At 35.8% G+C, this 17,333-nt stretch carries 17 protein-coding genes; 11 read left to right on the top strand and 6 right to left on the bottom strand.

Translation table 11 applies throughout. The features are described 5' to 3' along the window. The first annotated feature begins 20 nt into the window (after window positions 1-20). From MKY60_RS15800 to nikC, 3 genes are all read left to right on the top strand, one after another. Window positions 21-1,649 (top strand): ABC transporter substrate-binding protein, encoded by a 1,629-nt coding sequence (locus MKY60_RS15800; RefSeq protein WP_241598524.1) that lies wholly within the window; start codon window positions 21-23, stop codon window positions 1,647-1,649. Between the two features lie 68 nt (window positions 1,650-1,717). Beyond that, entirely contained in the window at window positions 1,718-2,722 is a 1,005-nt protein-coding gene (locus MKY60_RS15795; protein ID WP_340930509.1) for an ABC transporter permease, read from the top strand. A gap of 14 nt (window positions 2,723-2,736) precedes the next feature. Further along, window positions 2,737-3,636: a nickel transporter permease gene (nikC, locus tag MKY60_RS15790; RefSeq protein WP_340930508.1), complete on the top strand. Its 900-nt coding sequence runs from the start codon at window positions 2,737-2,739 to the stop codon at window positions 3,634-3,636. Between the two features lie 234 nt (window positions 3,637-3,870). Here nikC and MKY60_RS15785 read toward each other — a convergent pair whose 3' ends face one another. Both MKY60_RS15785 and MKY60_RS15780 read right to left on the bottom strand, forming a co-directional pair. Continuing rightward, window positions 3,871-4,953 carry an FUSC family protein gene (locus MKY60_RS15785; protein ID WP_090568508.1) on the bottom strand — a complete coding sequence of 361 codons (1,083 nt, stop codon included), beginning with the start codon at window positions 4,951-4,953 and terminating at the stop codon, window positions 3,871-3,873. 38 nt (window positions 4,954-4,991) lie between these two features. Next, window positions 4,992-6,278, bottom strand: coding sequence for a glutamate-1-semialdehyde 2,1-aminomutase (locus MKY60_RS15780; protein WP_093495061.1), 1,287 nt, complete (start codon window positions 6,276-6,278; stop codon window positions 4,992-4,994). 176 nt (window positions 6,279-6,454) lie between these two features. Between MKY60_RS15780 and bcp the strand changes: the two genes are divergently transcribed. The 7 genes from bcp to MKY60_RS15745 all read left to right on the top strand — a co-directional run bounded on the left by bcp (window position 6,455) and on the right by MKY60_RS15745 (window position 11,227). Further along, entirely contained in the window at window positions 6,455-6,937 is a 483-nt protein-coding gene (gene bcp, locus MKY60_RS15775; protein WP_090568515.1) for a thioredoxin-dependent thiol peroxidase, read from the top strand. A gap of 2 nt (window positions 6,938-6,939) precedes the next feature. Continuing rightward, complete coding sequence (locus MKY60_RS15770) at window positions 6,940-7,881, top strand: D-2-hydroxyacid dehydrogenase (RefSeq protein ID WP_340930506.1); 942 nt, start codon at window positions 6,940-6,942, stop codon at window positions 7,879-7,881. A 113-nt stretch (window positions 7,882-7,994) separates the two neighbouring features. Then, window positions 7,995-8,438 carry a peroxide-responsive transcriptional repressor PerR gene (gene perR, locus MKY60_RS15765; RefSeq protein ID WP_139176021.1) on the top strand — a complete coding sequence of 148 codons (444 nt, stop codon included), beginning with the start codon at window positions 7,995-7,997 and terminating at the stop codon, window positions 8,436-8,438. Window positions 8,439-8,782: 344 nt separating this feature from the next. Further along, entirely contained in the window at window positions 8,783-9,340 is a 558-nt protein-coding gene (locus tag MKY60_RS15760) for a GNAT family N-acetyltransferase (protein WP_340930505.1), read from the top strand. A gap of 111 nt (window positions 9,341-9,451) precedes the next feature. Further along, window positions 9,452-9,925 (top strand): GNAT family N-acetyltransferase, encoded by a 474-nt coding sequence (locus MKY60_RS15755; RefSeq protein ID WP_340930504.1) that lies wholly within the window; start codon window positions 9,452-9,454, stop codon window positions 9,923-9,925. A 178-nt stretch (window positions 9,926-10,103) separates the two neighbouring features. After that, window positions 10,104-10,505: a hypothetical protein gene (locus MKY60_RS15750; RefSeq protein WP_340930503.1), complete on the top strand. Its 402-nt coding sequence runs from the start codon at window positions 10,104-10,106 to the stop codon at window positions 10,503-10,505. Window positions 10,506-10,651: 146 nt separating this feature from the next. Continuing rightward, a complete protein-coding gene (locus MKY60_RS15745) occupies window positions 10,652-11,227 on the top strand; it encodes a histidine phosphatase family protein (RefSeq protein ID WP_340930502.1) in 576 nt (191 codons plus the stop codon). A gap of 452 nt (window positions 11,228-11,679) precedes the next feature. On the opposite strand, the gene MKY60_RS15740 is transcribed toward MKY60_RS15745, so the two are convergent. The 4 genes from MKY60_RS15740 to MKY60_RS15725 all read right to left on the bottom strand — a co-directional run bounded on the left by MKY60_RS15740 (window position 11,680) and on the right by MKY60_RS15725 (window position 16,175). Beyond that, window positions 11,680-13,143 (bottom strand): carbon starvation CstA family protein, encoded by a 1,464-nt coding sequence (locus MKY60_RS15740; protein ID WP_340930501.1) that lies wholly within the window; start codon window positions 13,141-13,143, stop codon window positions 11,680-11,682. A 133-nt stretch (window positions 13,144-13,276) separates the two neighbouring features. Continuing rightward, a complete protein-coding gene (locus MKY60_RS15735; RefSeq protein ID WP_090568543.1) occupies window positions 13,277-13,993 on the bottom strand; it encodes a LytR/AlgR family response regulator transcription factor in 717 nt (238 codons plus the stop codon). After that, the gene (locus MKY60_RS15730; protein ID WP_093495051.1) at window positions 13,990-15,747 is read right to left on the bottom strand and encodes a LytS/YhcK type 5TM receptor domain-containing protein; all 1,758 of its coding nucleotides are present in this window, start codon (window positions 15,745-15,747) and stop codon (window positions 13,990-13,992) included. The genes MKY60_RS15735 and MKY60_RS15730 overlap by 4 nt, the downstream gene beginning before the upstream one ends. A gap of 83 nt (window positions 15,748-15,830) precedes the next feature. Next, complete coding sequence (locus MKY60_RS15725) at window positions 15,831-16,175, bottom strand: YgzB family protein (RefSeq protein WP_093495050.1); 345 nt, start codon at window positions 16,173-16,175, stop codon at window positions 15,831-15,833. Window positions 16,176-16,308: 133 nt separating this feature from the next. Here MKY60_RS15725 and MKY60_RS15720 point away from each other — a divergent pair, with 133 nt between their 5' ends. Further along, on the top strand, window positions 16,309-17,175 hold the full coding sequence (locus MKY60_RS15720) for a nucleotidyltransferase-like protein (protein WP_090568552.1): 867 nt from the start codon (window positions 16,309-16,311) through the stop codon (window positions 17,173-17,175). Window positions 17,176-17,333: the final 158 nt, after the last annotated feature.

The raw sequence follows: 17,333 nt of genomic DNA, 5'->3' as shown, positions 1-17,333 counted from the left end.
AATATTATGGAGGGGTCCAAATGAGTAAATCGAAATTATGGTCATTTTTGCTGCTGATGTTCGTTGCACTTACTGTAGTACTTGCTGCGTGTTCATCTGACGATTCATCAGACGGCGATACAAAAAAAGATAATGACGAGGGCACGACAGAAACTGCTGAAGAAAAAGTATTAGTTTTCGGTCGTGGGGGTGACTCGGTTACACTAGATCCAGCAGGTGCTACGGATGGTGAATCGTTTAAAGTTACACAAAACGTATTAGAAACACTGTTGAACTTTGGTGAACAAGATACAACTATCAATGAAGGATTAGCTACAAAATGGGAGCCATCTGAGGATGGACTTACTTATACATTCACACTTCGTGAAGGAGTAAAATTCCATGATGGAACAGACTTCAACGCAGAAGCAGTAGTGAAAAACTTTGAACGTTGGGCAAATGGTTCCGAAGATCTTTTCCCGTATTATAAGTCTATGTTTGGAGGATTTGCTGGTGACGAAAGCCGCGTAATTGATTCAGTTACTGCTGAAGGAGATTACACAGTTATCTTTAAGCTTACTCGTGCTCAAGCACCTTTCTTAAAAAATATTGCAATGAGTCCTTTTGCAATTGCAAGTCCGACTGCATTTGAAGCAGCTGGCGACAAATTTGGTGATAGCCCAGTTGGTACTGGACCATTCAAATTTGTAGAATGGAAACGCAATGATTCTATTACTATTGAAAAGAATGAAGAGTATTGGAATTCTGAAGAGCCTAAATTGGATAAAGTTGTTTTCCGTGCAATTCCAGACAATTCTGCACGTTTGAACGATCTTCTAACTGGAGCAATAGACTTAGCTGATGGAGTAAATCCTTCAGATGGAAATACAGTTGAATCAGAAGCAGCGTTACAATTGTTCGAGCGTCCATCTATGAATGTTGGATACCTTGGTTTAACAAGCACTCGTCCACCGTTTGATAACCAAAAAGTTCGTCAAGCTGTAAACTATGCAATTGATAAACAAGCGATTGTTGATGCTTTCTTTGAAGGGCGCGCAGAAGTAGCCAAAAATCCTATGCCATCAACAATAAGCGGATACAATGATGATATTCCTGGATACGAATATGATCCAGAAAAAGCGAAGCAATTATTATCAGAAGCTGGTTTTGCAGACGGATTTGAAATGGAACTATGGGCAATGCCTGTTCCACGTCCATATATGCCAGATGGAGCAAAAGTTGCAGAAGCTATCCAAAAGAACTTAGCTGATGTTGGCATAACTGCTAATATCGTATCTTATGAATGGGCTACTTATTTAGAAAAAGCTAAAAATGGAGAAGCAGATGCATTCTTATTAGGTTGGACAGGTGATAATGGAGATGCAGATAACTTCATCTATGTGTTACTTGACGAAGATAATATCGGAAGCAATAACTATAGCTACTACAGTAACGAAGAGACACATAAGCTTTTGATCGAAGCACAAACAGAAGTAGACGAAGAGAAACGTAATGAACTATATAAACAAGCGCAAGAGATTATTTTTGAGGATGCTCCATGGGTTCCACTTGCACACTCAACACCTTTACTAGCGGGAGATGCAGAAATAACTAATTTCTTCCCACATCCAACTGGTTCTGATAGATTAAACAAGGTCGACTTTAAGTAATATGCTTAAGGGGGGAGGTCTTCGTGATTTCTCCCCTTTCTTTATTTTAAATTAGAGAGGTGAAGAAAATGCTTCACTATATCGGTAAACGTTTACTACAATTGATACCCGTATTACTTGGTATGACATTTGTTGTATTCATGATCATACGAGCAATTCCTGGTAATCCAGCTCAAGTAATTTTAGGACAATTAGCATCTAAAGAAGCGATAGAAGCATTGGAGATTAAACTAGGCTTAAATGAGCCTTGGTATACACAATACTTTAACTACTTAATTGGTCTCTTAAAAGGTGATTTAGGTGAATCTATGCGAACGGTTCAACCGGTTGCTGAAGAGATTTGGCCATATTTAGCTGGAACAATGGAGCTAGCTTTCTTTGCGATTATTATAGCCGTAATTATTGGAGTGAATGCAGGTATTATATCTGCTTGGTTCCAAAATTCCTGGTTTGATTATATGGCAATGATTTTAGCGCTAATTGGTGTATCCATGCCAATCTTCTGGTTAGGTTTGATGGAACAATGGATTTTTGGTGTTGAATTGCAATGGCTTCCAACGACTGGTCGAGAAGAGGTACGGGATCCCATTAATTCCATCACTAGCTTGTATATTGTCGATACAATTATACAGGGAAGATTCGATCAACTTGGTACTGTATTAAAGCATCTAGTGCTACCAGGTATTGCATTAGCTACAATTCCAATGGCAATTATTGCACGTATGACTAGATCGAGTATGCTGGAAGTAATGAGAGCAGATTATGTTCGTACTGCTAGAGCAAAAGGTCAGAAAATGTTTTTTGTTGTATATAAACATGCATTAAAAAATGCAATCATACCGGTATTAACTGTAATTGGTCTGCAAACTGGACTCTTACTTGGAGGCGCTATTTTAACAGAGACTATATTTGGCTGGCCGGGAATCGGACGGTATATATACGAAGCTATTTCGTTCCGTGATTATCCTGTTATTCAGTCTGGTATACTGGTTGTCGCTTTTATATTTGTAATGATTAATTTATTCGTAGATATTTTGTATGGGTTAGTAGATCCGAGGATCAAATATGATTAAAAGGAGGAATAGATATGTCCGAAATGGTTCCGAATTCGACAAATGATCAAGTAATAGCACCTAAAGAAACGTCGACCGGTCCTTGGCGAGATGCATGGCGAAGTTTCCGTAAAAATAAAGGAGCACTTGCAGGAGCAGGGATTGTCTTATTCTTCGTATTTTTAGCATTTGTTGGTCCTTGGCTTGCACCACAAGGTATTAATGAGCAGCTTTTAACTGATCGCTTAAAACCACCATCTGGTCAGTACTGGTTCGGTACGGATGATTTTGGTCGGGATATATTTTCTCGGATTATTCATGGAGCTAGAATTTCTTTAGTAGTAGGATTTTTCTCGGTTATTGGTTCTGTAGTAGTCGGAAGTATTTTAGGTATTGTTGCAGGTTACTATGGGAAATGGATAGATATGGTTATTTCGAGAATTTTTGATATTATGCTAGCTTTTCCAAGTATACTATTAGCAATTGCAGTAGTATCTGTTTTAGGGCCATCTTTACAAAATGCATTGATCGCTATTGCGATTATTAATATCCCTAACTTTGGTCGACTAATACGTTCGAAGGTTCTAAGTATAAAAGAAGAGGAGTACATAACATCTGCTAAAGCTATTGGGATGAGAGATATTCGAATTTTATTTTCTCATATTTTACCTAATTCAATGGCACCGGTTATTGTTGCAGGTACACTTGCAATTGCATCGGCCATTATTGAAGCAGCAGCATTAGGGTTCTTAGGGCTGGGTGCTCAGGCACCAGCTCCTGAATGGGGAAAAATGCTTGCGGATGCTCGTATGTATTTAAGAAATGCTCCGTGGACAATGATTTTCCCAGGACTGGCAATAATGTTAACAGTAGTAGGATTTAACTTGATGGGTGATGGACTCCGAGATGCACTAGATCCTAAGATGAAAAATTAAAATGATGCCACTTAGTATATTTGCTAAGTGGCATGTTTTATTAAAAAAACTATAAAATTTTGTTAACTGGACAGGCAAGACTTATAAGATTACGTGAAAAGAGAGGCAAGTTGTGACGTTAGTCACGACCAGCCTCTCTTAAAAATCAATTAGTAAAAATATAGCCAAAAATCTGTCTAAAGTCTTTCGGAGACGATAAAACAGGTTTTGTACTAAATGGATGCTTGTCATTTCTTAATAAGGTGTTTCTTCAATCTGAACAGTTAGTTCTTCACTATGAAAGTTTTGATATGATGTGATCAGTTTATCCACATGTTCTAATTGTTCTTCATATTTTAAAATAGCTGATAGTAAATGTAAGAGGTGGTAGGAGGAAAACTCTTCTTCCATTTGCGTAATGGTAATTTGCTTGACGAAAATATCCATTACCTCTTGTCTTTGTAAAAATGCCTCCGAGTCGTTCTCCTCAATATGCTCCGGTCTTAATTTACCAATGAATTTTAAATGAAGCTGTTCATGATAGGTTAAAAGAGTATCCAATCTTTCCTTTATCATCATCCGAAAATGTTCTGGTAGATCAGTTAATTCATGCTCATGGTGATGTAATTTTTTGAGTACGTCTAAGCTTTTATAAGAAGTGGATATTAACTCGCGGTAAACAACTAATTTTCTACCCTTAGTGTGATTTGCTTTTTTTGTATACCCACGTTCTTCTTTAAAGAAAGAGTATAATTGATCGACTCTAACAAGTCTTTCCTTTAATTGATGAATTGTTTGTTTGGTTGATTGATGATCTGACGCCTGTCTAACAGCTATTCGTAGCCAACGGATTATTTCATCCTGCGTAAAGTGAATGGCATTGAAAAGTTTCTTTTCAAACTTAGGTGGCAAAAATACCAAATTCACAATAAATGCGGAGATAACTCCAACAAGCATTGCTGCAAATCGTAACAATGCAAATACTAAAAAGTCGTCTCCCTGTATTTCCATAATCGCTATAACAGTTACTAAAGCGAGTGAGATAGTTTTCTCTAGCTTTAACTTAAGCATTAGTGTTATCGCAACTATTGCTGCGAATCCAACAGCAATATAATCATTTCCAAAAACCAAGGTGAAAACGACCGCAATGACAGCCCCTATTAAATTCCCTTGAATTTGCTCGGTTACTGTTAAATAGGACCTATAAATAGAAGGTTGAATGGCGAAAATGGCTGCTATTCCTGCAAAAACAGGAGTAGGAAGCTGAAGTAATTCGGCTAAGAATAAAGAGAACACAATTGCTACCCCAGTTTTAAATATTCGTGCTCCTAATTTCATTGAATCCTATCCTTTCGTAAAAACAGTGTACCTGATTATTAGAGTTCGGCAAAGGCATTATTAACTGCCTTGAGTGTTTCGTGAATATCTCTTTCAGTATGGGCAGTTGTTATAAACCAAGCCTCATATTTAGAAGGTGCTAAGTTAATGCCTTGATTTAGCATTAGCTTAAAGAATTTCGCAAACATTTCACCGTCACTTGCTTCTGCTTGCACATAATTTTCTACCCTTACATCTGTGAAGTAAACGGATAGGGCTCCTTTAATCCGATTAATAGTAATGGTTACATTATTTTTCTTGGCAGCTTCTAGAATACCAGCCTCTAGAATTGCACCTAGTCTATCTAATTCATCATATAATCCCGGAGTTTGTAGAACCTCTAAACAAGCAATCCCTGCTTGCATTGACGCTGGGTTCCCTGCCATAGTTCCCGCTTGGTATGCAGGGCCTAGTGGTGCAACCTGTTCCATAATTTCTTTTTTGCCGCCGTAAGCACCAATCGGAAGTCCTCCACCAATTATTTTACCTAAAGCTGTTAAGTCAGGTGTTTGTTCTAACATCGTAGATGCCGCACCGTAATGGAAGCGGAATGCTGTAATTACTTCATCGTAAATGACTAATGCACCTTTGTTTTTTGCGATTTTATGAACTAGAGGAAGGAAACCTTCATTTGGCTCTACCATACCGAAGTTGCCAACGATTGGTTCTACTAAAATACACGCCAATTCCTCTCCCCATTTCTCCATTGCTTCCTCATAAGCTTTTGGATCGTTGAATGGAATAGTGATCACTTCTTTTGCGATAGACTGAGGTACCCCTGCAGAATCAGGTGTACCAAGTGTCGCTGGGCCAGAGCCAGCCGCAACTAGTACTAAATCGGAATGTCCATGATAGCAACCAGCAAATTTCATAACTTTTGTTCTACCAGTGTAGGCACGAGCAACTCGAATTGTTGTCATAACTGCCTCTGTCCCCGAGTTAACAAAACGAACTTTATCCATAGAAGGAATAGCATCCTTTAACATTTTGGCAAAGGTTACTTCATGTTTAGTTGGGGTACCATATAATAGACCTGTTTGTGCAGCTTTTGTGATGGCTTCCGTAATATGAGGATGTGCATGACCAGTAATTATAGGACCGTATGCAGCTAAATAATCGATGTATTTGTTGCCATCAACGTCATAAAAATAAGCACCTTCTGCTCTTTCCATTACGATTGGTGCTCCACCGCCTACAGCTTTATATGATCTTGATGGACTATTTACACCACCAACTATATGTTCTAATGCCTCTACTTGTATCATTTCTGATTGTGTTTGTTTCAATTTAATTGCCTCCGCTCAGTTTGTTTGCCGATAGAAAGTATACCTTTACTATCCAATTATTGTCTAGTGTATTTCTTCTTTAAGTTCTCTTTAATTGTAGACAATTATAAGGAAAAATGCTAAGAAAATTGAACATAGAGACTAACTTCGATACGATATATATAGGAGGGATTATGATGGAAAAACTAGAAGGCTTGATTGCACCTAACTTTTCGTTGAAAAATGAAAAAGGAGAAATTGTTTCATTAAAAGATTTTGCAGGAAAGAAGTATGTAGTTTTATATTTTTACCCAAAGGATGCTACACCAGGCTGCACAACAGAGGCATGTGATTTTAAAAATGCATATACGAGTTTCACTGATTTAAATGCAGTTATTCTTGGAGTTAGTGCGGATGATGAAAAGGCTCATACAAAATTTATAAATAAGCATGGCTTGCCATTTTCTCTTTTAGTAGATGATACGCATGAAGTTTCCGAAGCTTATGGAGTATGGAAGTTGAAAAAGAATTTCGGAAAAGAATATATGGGTATTGAACGTTCTACTTTTTTAATCGATCCTACAGGGACGATCGTAAAAGAATGGAATAAAGTCAAAGTCGATGGACATGTCGAGGAAGCACTACTTACATTAAGATCATTAGTGACTGAAGGGCAATAAGTATGAAAATATTGTTTTCTTTTTTACCAAAACAGGAGCAACAGGATGAATTAATAAAAAAGTTTCCAAATGCAGAATTTGTATTTCAAAAAGGTCTAAATGAAGAATTATTAAAATCATCACAAATTCTAGTTACTTATGGAGAGGACTTATATGCAAGTCATCTTGAAAAAGCTGAACAGCTAAAATGGATAATGGTTGCTTCAGCTGGACTAGAAAAAATGCCGCTACAGGAAATTGCAAATCAAGGTATTGTCGTTACTAACGTGCGTGGAATTCACAAAACACCTATGGCTGAAACAATTTTAGCTCATATACTTTCTATTAAAAAGTCACTGCCGTTAATCAATGAAAATCAGCGTAACGGGGAGTGGTCTAAGCGAGTATTCCCTAATGAATTATTAGGTTCTACTGCGATAATATTAGGCCCAGGTGCTATAGGAGGGGAAGTTGGTCGAATACTGATGGCTTTTGGGGTACATACTATTGGATGTAATAGCAGTGGACGCCCTGCTCCATTTATGGAAGAAGTAGTTACCTTTGATAAATTAAATGAAGTCTTGCCAAAAGCAGATATTGTTATTTCAATTCTACCGAGCACGACACAAACAGTTAGGCTAATCACATACGAGCATTTACAGTCTATGAAACCTACAGCGATCTTTATGAACTTTGGACGTGGAGATGTGGTGAATGAAGAATATCTAATACGTGCATTAAAAGAAGAACAAATTGCATATGCTGTTCTTGATGTATTTGAGAAAGAACCACTTACAGAGGGACACCCATTTTGGAGTATGAACAATGTTATCGTTTCTCCGCATGTCTCTAGTCATTCTTCTCAATATGTGGTGCGGGCATTGCAAATTTTTTCAAGGAATTTAAACGCTTGGTTGGATCAAAAGCCACTTGAGAATGAGATCGACTTGGAAAAAGGCTACTAATCTATGTATTTCTTTCCTAAGGATGTAATAAGTTTGACAGTTCATACATTTTTTAATTATACTTATTGTAACAATTATAATCAAAGAATGAATATGAAAAGAGGTGCATTGCGATGACGGAAGTACATTTAAGAGATGCTTTAGATACATTAAAATCGACTGGTGTACGAATTACGCCTCAACGCCATGCGATACTGGAATTTATTATCCAATCTATGTCACATCCCACAGCGGACGATATATATAAAGCACTAGAAAGTAAATTTCCTAGCATGAGTGTTGCAACGGTGTATAATAACTTACGTGTTTTTAGAGAAGCAGGACTTGTAAAAGAGTTAACCTATGGGGATTCCTCTAGTCGTTTCGATTTTGTTACAAACGATCATTATCATATGATTTGTGATACTTGTGGCAAAATAGTTGATTTTCATTACCCAGGATTAGATGAAGTAGAACATTTAGCTTCTCATTTAACTGGCTTTGAAGTAAGTTATCATCGAATGGAAATATACGGTGTTTGTCCAACATGTAAAGAACATGCAACTAAAGTCCAATAAGCAATACCGAGCGTAGATTAGATTGAGACGCTCGGTTTTTTTATTTGGCTCTGTTAAGAAAAAAGGTTAAACTTTTTTGCTACATGATGGTAAAACTAGATGCCATATTACAAAAGTTAGTTGAGCAAAATTAAGTTATAACTAGATATAGTATTACTCATAACCCAGACCAATATATAGTGATGGTCTATTTTTATGTCCAATTGTCAAAGAGATTTTGGAGGTGCAATTTGAAATGTTACACTTAAACTAAAGTAGAAAGTTAGTTTAATAAGAGTAGAAGGAATTGGCAACCTCTTTATAGAAGTATTGATTCTTAGCTAGTATTTAGGGGAGGGGATTCAATGAATTTAGAAAAAATATATGGTGATTTACCAATATTAGAAACAGAACGTCTTATTCTTAGAAAAGTCACTTTAGAAGATATTGAAGATATGCATCTATATGGTTCGGATGAAGAAGTATCTAAGTATGTAACTTGGAATACCCACGAAACAATATCTGATACAACAAAATTTGTTGAATTTGTATTGAATAAATATGAAAACAAGCAGGTTTCACCGTGGGGAATTGAATACAAGGAAAATGGAAAGTTTATCGGGACTATCGATTTTGTGTGGTGGCAACCAAATCATAAAATTGCTGAAATCGGTTATGTCATTTCTAAAAACTATTGGGGAATAGGCATAACTACTGAAGTAACAAAGGAAATCATAAAATTCGGTTTTGAGGAAATGGATTTAGTTCGTATTCAAGCAAGGTGTGATGTAGAAAATATCGGTTCAGCACGAGTAATGGAAAAAGCAGGAATGACTTTTGAAGGAATAATTAGAAATGGTATATTTGTAAAAGGAAAACATCGGGATTTAAAAATGTACTCTATATTAAAAGAAGAGTTTTAATCATTCTGTAAAAAATGGTGATAAAATTTCTTTTTCAACCACCGGGTGCTTTATTTCAAGTAGGAGTAAAGCCTTTTTTCTTATTGAAATATTGATACTAGGGAGATAATTATGGGATATAAGTTTGAAATTATGACACAGGAACAAGCGGAAGAAATTGCATTTAATTGGCACTATGATGCTGAATACTCTTTTTACGATATGGTGGAAGATAAAGAAGATTTAGTTGAGTTCTTAGACCCACAAAAACGAGGTGAATCAAATTTCATTGTTACTAAAGACAATGATATTATAGGTTTCTTTAGCTTTACTAAAGTAGCTATAAATACTATTGATATAGGGTTAGGGTTGAGACCAAATCTAGTTGGTAAGGGAAACGGAATGAGATTTTTAAAAGCAGGGATAGATTTTGCTGAATTAATATATAAGCCCCAAAAAATAACGCTATCAGTAGCAACTTTCAATCAGAGGGCAATAAAAGTTTATAGAAGAATTGGATTTGAAGAAGTTGATACTTATATGCAGGATACAAACGGAGATATTTTTGAATTTTTGAAAATGGTTTATCAATGCAAAATTAGATAGTAGGTTTTATTCAACTAACTGGAGCTTTGCTTCTTGGTTGGGTAAAGCCTTTTTTCTTATTGAACTATAGAAGCAAGTAAGTTGAACAAAGCAGTTTAGTTCAATAAGAGGTATTATTATACAACTGTCGAATTAGTTGTTACGTAGGGACAAATTAGTCCGCATTTGAGGGGGAGTTATGTTGAGAAAAATACTACTTTTGCTATTTTCAATGATTTTACTTGCAGCTTGTTCAAATCAAGAAACTATTAAAGCTACTGGTGAGGGAAATTTATGGAATGCACATCTAATATACGAAATAACCGATACTCATCTTTTAGATAGAGGAGGAATTGAATATACAGGTGATGAGGAACTTCTATATGTCACTTATTCAGTAGTTACTGATGAAGGTGGACTTACTGGTGAAGTTGAGCCTCAAGAAGAACAAACAGCAATATCCTTTGGAATGAGCGGAGGGAATAATCCCCCGGCTACTAAAGATGAAGCAATTATATCGTTAAACCATGCTAATATTGAAATTACTTGGCGAACTATTACAGGTGAATATGAAGAACAAATTAACCTTAAAGTAAATTAGTACTGACGAAACTTTTATTGACATACTCGGTCTTCCACTATGTGTTTGCAATAGATTGAGGGGGAGTGAAATCCTATCCCTTTTTTATTTTCCAAGAAGTTATCAAGGTATTAGTATAGAAATCACTGATTATTAAGGGGTTCGTTATGGAGATTTCTTTAATTAGACATGGTAAATCACAATTGATTGAAAATGACAAAATAATTTTTGCAGAGTTTAAAAAGTGGGTTGAAAAATATGACTTTAACGGAGTATTTGAAGAAACAACATATCCCAAAGTGACAATTGAAAAAGTAGCAACTGCAAAGGTTGTAGTTACAAGTGACTTAAAAAGGTCTATTATCTCAGCAAGCTTATTAAAACCAAAAACAAAAACAATTTCCGATCCTTTATTTCGCGAAACAGAATTACCTACTCTCGCTAATCCAACAATATTATTTAATGTAAAATTAAAGCCAAATAACTGGGCAGTCATTTTAAGACTACTATGGTTTAGTGGCTATTCTAATGAATGCGAGTCTTTTAGCAAGGCGAAATTGAGAGCAAAGAAGGCTTCACAAAAATTAATTGAATATGCCAATGAACATGAATCAGTAGTTTTAGTTGGTCATGGTTTTTTTAATATGTTAATCGCCAAGGAATTGCAAAAAATGGGTTGGAAAGGCAAAAGAAAAGCCGGTGCAAAGCACTGGAATTGTACAACATATTTTGCGTTGAACTAAAGTGGGGTTTCACTGCATTAAGAAGAGACTCTTATGTGATAACGGTTTATTTTAGTTATTGGCTACAAATGAAATCTTATTAATTTAAATGGGAATTTAATTTTAATTGGAACTTCTATATGTGTTGAACGTATAAAAGTAAATTGGTAGGCAAATGAAAAATAAGGAGTTGATAATCCTTGATATTTTACGCAGAAGTCCTACGAACAGTTTCAATAGTTATACTTATGATTAGTTCTTCTTTCTATCTTCGGCATTTGGTAAAGACCAAAAAACAACGAAAACTTTCAGTCTTTGAATTTACAATGTACACAACCATTCAGATTGCATATATCTTCTTTGCAATTAGTTTATTGATTACTGTATTCGTTAAGTGATCGGGAACTATAGAAAAAGTTGTATAGGTATAAAAAAAGTTGGTCGCATGATTTCTACGACCAACCTTATAGTTCTTATTTTGCAGGTTGCGTTCCAAGTCCGTCATCTAAAACAATAGGCTTGAATCCACTTTCTGCTGCGTCAAGTTTACGTTTAAGTCCCCAGAAGAATCCAATAATGATTATTACGGTTACTACTATAGCTGCAATATAAGAAGTTTGCATCGATAAGTTAAACCCAATTTTCGCATTGAAGATATACGTAAATGTCGCCATTGTGATGAAAGTTGCAGGTATTGCTGCAATCCAGAAATTTTTCTTTTGGAGTGCTAGGTACATTGCGCCAACCCAAAGTGCAATTGCTGCTGTGGATTGGTTAGCCCAAGAAAAGTATCTCCATAGGATTGTAAAATCTACTTGTGTAAGTGCAATCGAAATGACAAACATAGGTATCGCTATAACGAAACGTTTTGATACTTTCTTCTGTGCCATCCCGATATAATCTGCAATGATCATACGGGCACTGCGGAAGGCAGTATCTCCGGAAGTGATCGGCAGAACAACAACTCCTAATACAGCAATTGTTCCAACTACAGCTCCAAGAGTTGTTACAGATACTTCTTTAACAATACCAGCAGTACCTACTGTATTTAGTAATGTATTTAAATCTTGACCATTGAAAATTGACATTGCAGCTGCTGCCCAAATCATAGCAATTATTGCTTCTGCAATCATCATTCCGTAGAAAATATAACGTCCTTGAGACTCTCCTTGTGTTGTACGAGAAATTATTGGTGATTGTGTTGCATGGAATCCCGATAATGCTCCACAAGAAATAGTTAGGAACAACAATGGGAAAATAGGTAAGTTATCTGGATGCATATTTTGGAATGATAGTTCTGGAATAGTATATCCTTGAATCAATAAAGCTGCTCCGATACCTACAGCACTGATTAGTAGAAGTGCTCCGAAGATTGGATACAAACGTCCGATAATCTTATCAACTGGTAATATAGTTGCTAAGATGTAATAAGCGAAAATAATAATAATCCAAACACCGACGGACATCCAACCTTTCGTCAAGTCGCCTAGAAGTGCTGCTGGAGAAGAGACGAAAACTGTACCAACTAAAACTAATAGTAAAAGTGCGAAAACGTTTACAACATGTTTGAAAGCTTTTCCTAAAAACTTCCCAGCAAGATCGGGTAAATGTGCCCCTTTGTTACGTAAGGAAATCATTCCTGTTAAATAATCATGAACTGCCCCTGCAAATATAGCACCGAGAACAATCCAGAGAAAAGCGATTGGTCCGTATAGTGCACCCATAATTGGACCGAAGATAGGACCAACTCCAGCTATATTTAATAATTGGATAAGTGAGTTTTTGTTTTTAGACATTGGAACGTAATCGACACCATCGGCAAGTGTATAAGCAGGTGTTTTACGTTCTTCCTTCACACCAAAAACCTTTTCTACGTATTTACCGTACGTGAAGTAAGCTACTATTAACAACACGATGGAAACTAAAAAAGTAATCATTGTCTTCCTCCTAAACTAATTAGTGTTTACAATTATCAGTCTATTTTAAAAACTCATGTAATAGTTAATTTAGGTGTGAGATGTTAAATTTTCCGTTTAAGATGTATAAATATCACCTTTACATGTTGTGTTCCTACATTTCTAGCAGCTCCCTTAATTCCTTGACATAATTTCTGCTTAAAGGAATTTGTTCTGAAATTCCGTTTACACGAACATGATAGATACTTGAACTCCATGTGGAAACCTCCACAATTTGATGAACATTTACTAAAAAGCTTTTATGTGTCCGGAAAAAGTGGTGATTTGTTAGTTTTTCCTCTAACTCCTTTAATGTATATTTGGAGGTGAATTCTCTTTTGGCGGTTCGAATAACCGTTTCTCGGTCATTACGCGAAATATACAAGATAGAACTAGGTTCTATATAAATAATACGGTCATCTTCGTGTACTGCGAGTTTAAGTATTACAGAGGGGGATACGGATGTTTTTGTAGTTGAATGAATTCGAGTCATCGTCTCCTTTAACCGTTTTTCCTCAAATGGTTTTAATAAATAGTCAAATGCATTTGTCTCAAAAGCATCAAGTGCATAATTTGGAAACGCTGTTGCGAATATAATTATAGGAGGTTTTTTCATTTGCTTCGTAATCCTAGCAAACTCTATACCGTTCATCCCAGTCATTTCTATATCGACAAACACAATATCTGGTTCATATTTAGCCACAAGGAGTAGTCCGCCTTCAGCAGAGTCTGCTTCAGCAATTATTTCTATTTCTTTATAAGTAGAAAGTAAGAAAGCTAGTTCTTCACGGCTAAATCGTTCATCATCAATAATAATTGTTTTATAAGTCATGAAGTTCTTTTCACCCCTTGTTCGTCATCTTTTGGGATAAAGAAGTAAATCTCTGTCCCGTTATCACTGCTTTTAATTGTTAGTCCTTCTGAGCGGTGAATCATTTTTTTGAGTCTTTGATGCAAGTTATAGAGACCAATTCCTGTACCATTTTCAGATTCTACCTTATCACTTAGGAGGGTGGATCTTCTAGATTCATTCATCCCCTTGCCATTGTCTACTACGGAAATATGGATGTAATACTGTTCATCTCTAATAGTGATTTGAATTAAACCATCTTTTTTAATCTTTTGTAGTCCATGCTTAAACGAGTTCTGTACCAAAGTAAGAATTGCCATCGGTGGAATTGAGTATCTGAGAGTGTTTGAATCAATGGAATATTTCACTTGAATCCGATCACCAAATCTTGCTTCTTCTATTAATAGATATGACTTGATGAGTTCGACTTCTTCTTTTAGTGTAACCAAACCAGCTGTTGAGCTTTCTACGTTCTGCCGTATGTAATTTGCAAGTGAAATTAATAAGCTACGTGCACGATCAGGATTGGTGCGTATTAGAGAAACGATTGTGTTCATTGCATTGAACAGGAAATGGGGATTAACCTGTGCCTGTAATGCTCGTATTTCAGCTTCTTTTGCAAGTTCCTGTAATTGATCTAGTTCAGATAATTCTAATTGGTGGCCGAACATGCTTGTTAATCCTTGGACAAGCTCTATTAAGGAAGGAGTCAGCAAATTCTCGTTATGTACATAAATTTTTAATGTAGCCACTGTTCTATTTTTAATCTTAATAGGGGCAATTATTGCAGCACCCAAAGAACAATTGGGATGATTACATAAAATTTCATTTTTCCCTATAGATAGCATGTGACCTGATTGTATAACTTGTCTCGTTGATTCGGTTTGAATAGGACTTCCAGAGCTATGATGATTACTTTCCATACCGACATGAGCCAAGATGGTATCCTTATTTGTCATAGAAACTGCAAGAGATGCAGTTTTGGAATAGATTAACTCACATACTTTTTCAGCCGACTGGAAAGTTAAACCTCCTCTAAGATGATCTAATGTCGTTTCAGCAATTTGTAAAGCTTTTTGAGCGCCATTAGCCTCCGTTCTTTCGTCATCCTTTAAGACACTTCTTATTATAAGAATGAAAAGAGCAGAGCCAATGCCATTTGTTACAATCATAGGGACCATTATTTCTTTTACTAAAATAACGGCTTGAGAGTATGGATCGGCGACTAACAAAATGACAATCATTTGAATAGTTTCTGTTGCTGTACCAACTATTAGGGCAGTCCAAGGCGAGAGGAGAGTTTGTTTACGCAGCTTAGTTCCGATTAGACCTGCTATTAAACCAGCGAGAATGGTTGCAACTCCACATGCAACCGCTGTAAAACCACCGAGAAAGAAGCGATGCACCCCAGCAATTACTCCCGCTCCAAAACCAATTCGGAACCCCCCCAGTAAACCACCAACAACCACTCCGAGAACGCGAGAATTAGCAATAGCCTCTTCATTATTTAAAGCTCTAGACCAGCGATCTTCCGTATTTTCAAATGGATTTACAATAATTCCAGTATAAGTGCCTATGATTCCGAATAATCCGAATATTAAAGTGAGAACTATTCTCTGTTTTGTAGACATTTGCGTATGATAATCAAATAACTTTCGGAAAAACTTAAATCTCGTTAAGAGAAAAGCGATTGTCGCAATAATAGCTAAGCGCTCAATCAAAGAAACGATTAACAAATAATCGACCTCCTTTTATATTAAGTTTATTCTATACTAATAAGAGCATATAAAAAACACTTTGCAAAAAGCAAAGTGCTAAGTTATCTTTTTTTATTCAATGCTTCATCAAATTCTTTTCCTTCAAGATTCGGGTCTAGCGTTAATGGTTCTTTACAGTACATGCACATGTCTACTCTACCTAAAACTTTAGTATGTTTGCCGCAGTTAGGACATACAACTGGTACTGCTTTCGTAGATAATAATCCTATCCATCCATAGACTGCAGTACTTGCTAAAATAGATAGTAAACCTAGTGTCACGAAGATGGTAACTAGTATGCCATTATCTTTAAAGAATATTGCACCATACATTATGATAAAACCAAAGAATATAAGTCCGAGTGCAAAGGAACGTATACGATTTATTTTGTTTTTATAGGGTTTCATTTTTCAACCTCCTAATTTCTACATACACTATATCATATTTTAGTATAAAGTTATGTTTAGAAACAATTATAGAAGGAAATCTAGAAAAGTTGTCGAAAATTTATAAGAAGAAGGAAATAAAGGAGGCTTCATTTTGGAAGCATTACTGAGACCGATTTATCAAGAAAGAGCTAGTGAACCTAATACGCTAGGTATTATTTTAGTAGAGAAAAGGGCAGAATTTAGCCCTATTACTGATATGTTTGATTCTATTTTATTTATCATAACGAAAGACTCATCTGTACCTGTATTCACAAAGCATTACACGTATGGAGATAAAAAAACTGCACTACATATAATAACAGAGAAGCAGCTAAGAAAGTGGCTACTATTGGGGACTAATCCGAAGATGGTGGATTGGTTGATCAATGGTCGTGTGGTATTTGATCGAAATGAATATGTGGAAAGTTTGAAGCAAGAGTTATACGTGTTCCCGATAAATGGTAGAAAAGCTCGTATGGGTATTGAGTTTGCTAAATTAACAAGAAGATACTTAGAAGGTAAATTATTTTTTGAACAACATAACTATTTGGATGCTTATAATCATATGGTAGATTCTTTACATCATTTGGCTCGCCTTGCTGTTTTTGAAAATGGTATGCATCCAGAGGTGATGGTATGGAAGCAAGTAAAGCAATTAGATCCTTCTATTTATAAATTGTACGATGAGTTAATCTCAAGTGAGGAAGCTTTAGAAAAAAGGTTAGAACTTCTATTCCTAGCAAGTGATTTCTTAATCCATTCCCGAACAAAGGATGGAGCACAGCACATTGTAGAAGTATTAGGATTAAAAGAGTTTTGGACTATCCAAGAAATTCATGAGCAAGAAGAACTTAAAAACTACTCTGTAGATTTAGAGGTTTTCATCGAGTTTCTAATAGATAAAGGATATATTTTAATTGAAAAACAACAAACAAAAAGTAATGAAATCATGCACAGATACTACAAAGTAAGGATGTAGAAACAACACATAAAAACGGACAATTAAATTTGTTCGTTTTTATTGTTGACATATGATTTTATTCCGTGCTATTATAATAAGCGTCGTCAAAAGCAATACAAACTATTTCAAGTAAATAGAACGAAAAAGTTTTTGAAAAAACTTCTTGACACTTGGTT

Origin of the sequence: Psychrobacillus sp. FSL K6-1415, from assembly GCF_038003185.1 — a bacterium.
GTDB classification, from domain to species: domain Bacteria; phylum Bacillota; class Bacilli; order Bacillales_A; family Planococcaceae; genus Psychrobacillus; species Psychrobacillus psychrodurans.
The sequence above is the reverse complement of the archived record's forward strand: the minus strand, read 5'-3'. Positions and strand labels throughout refer to the sequence as shown.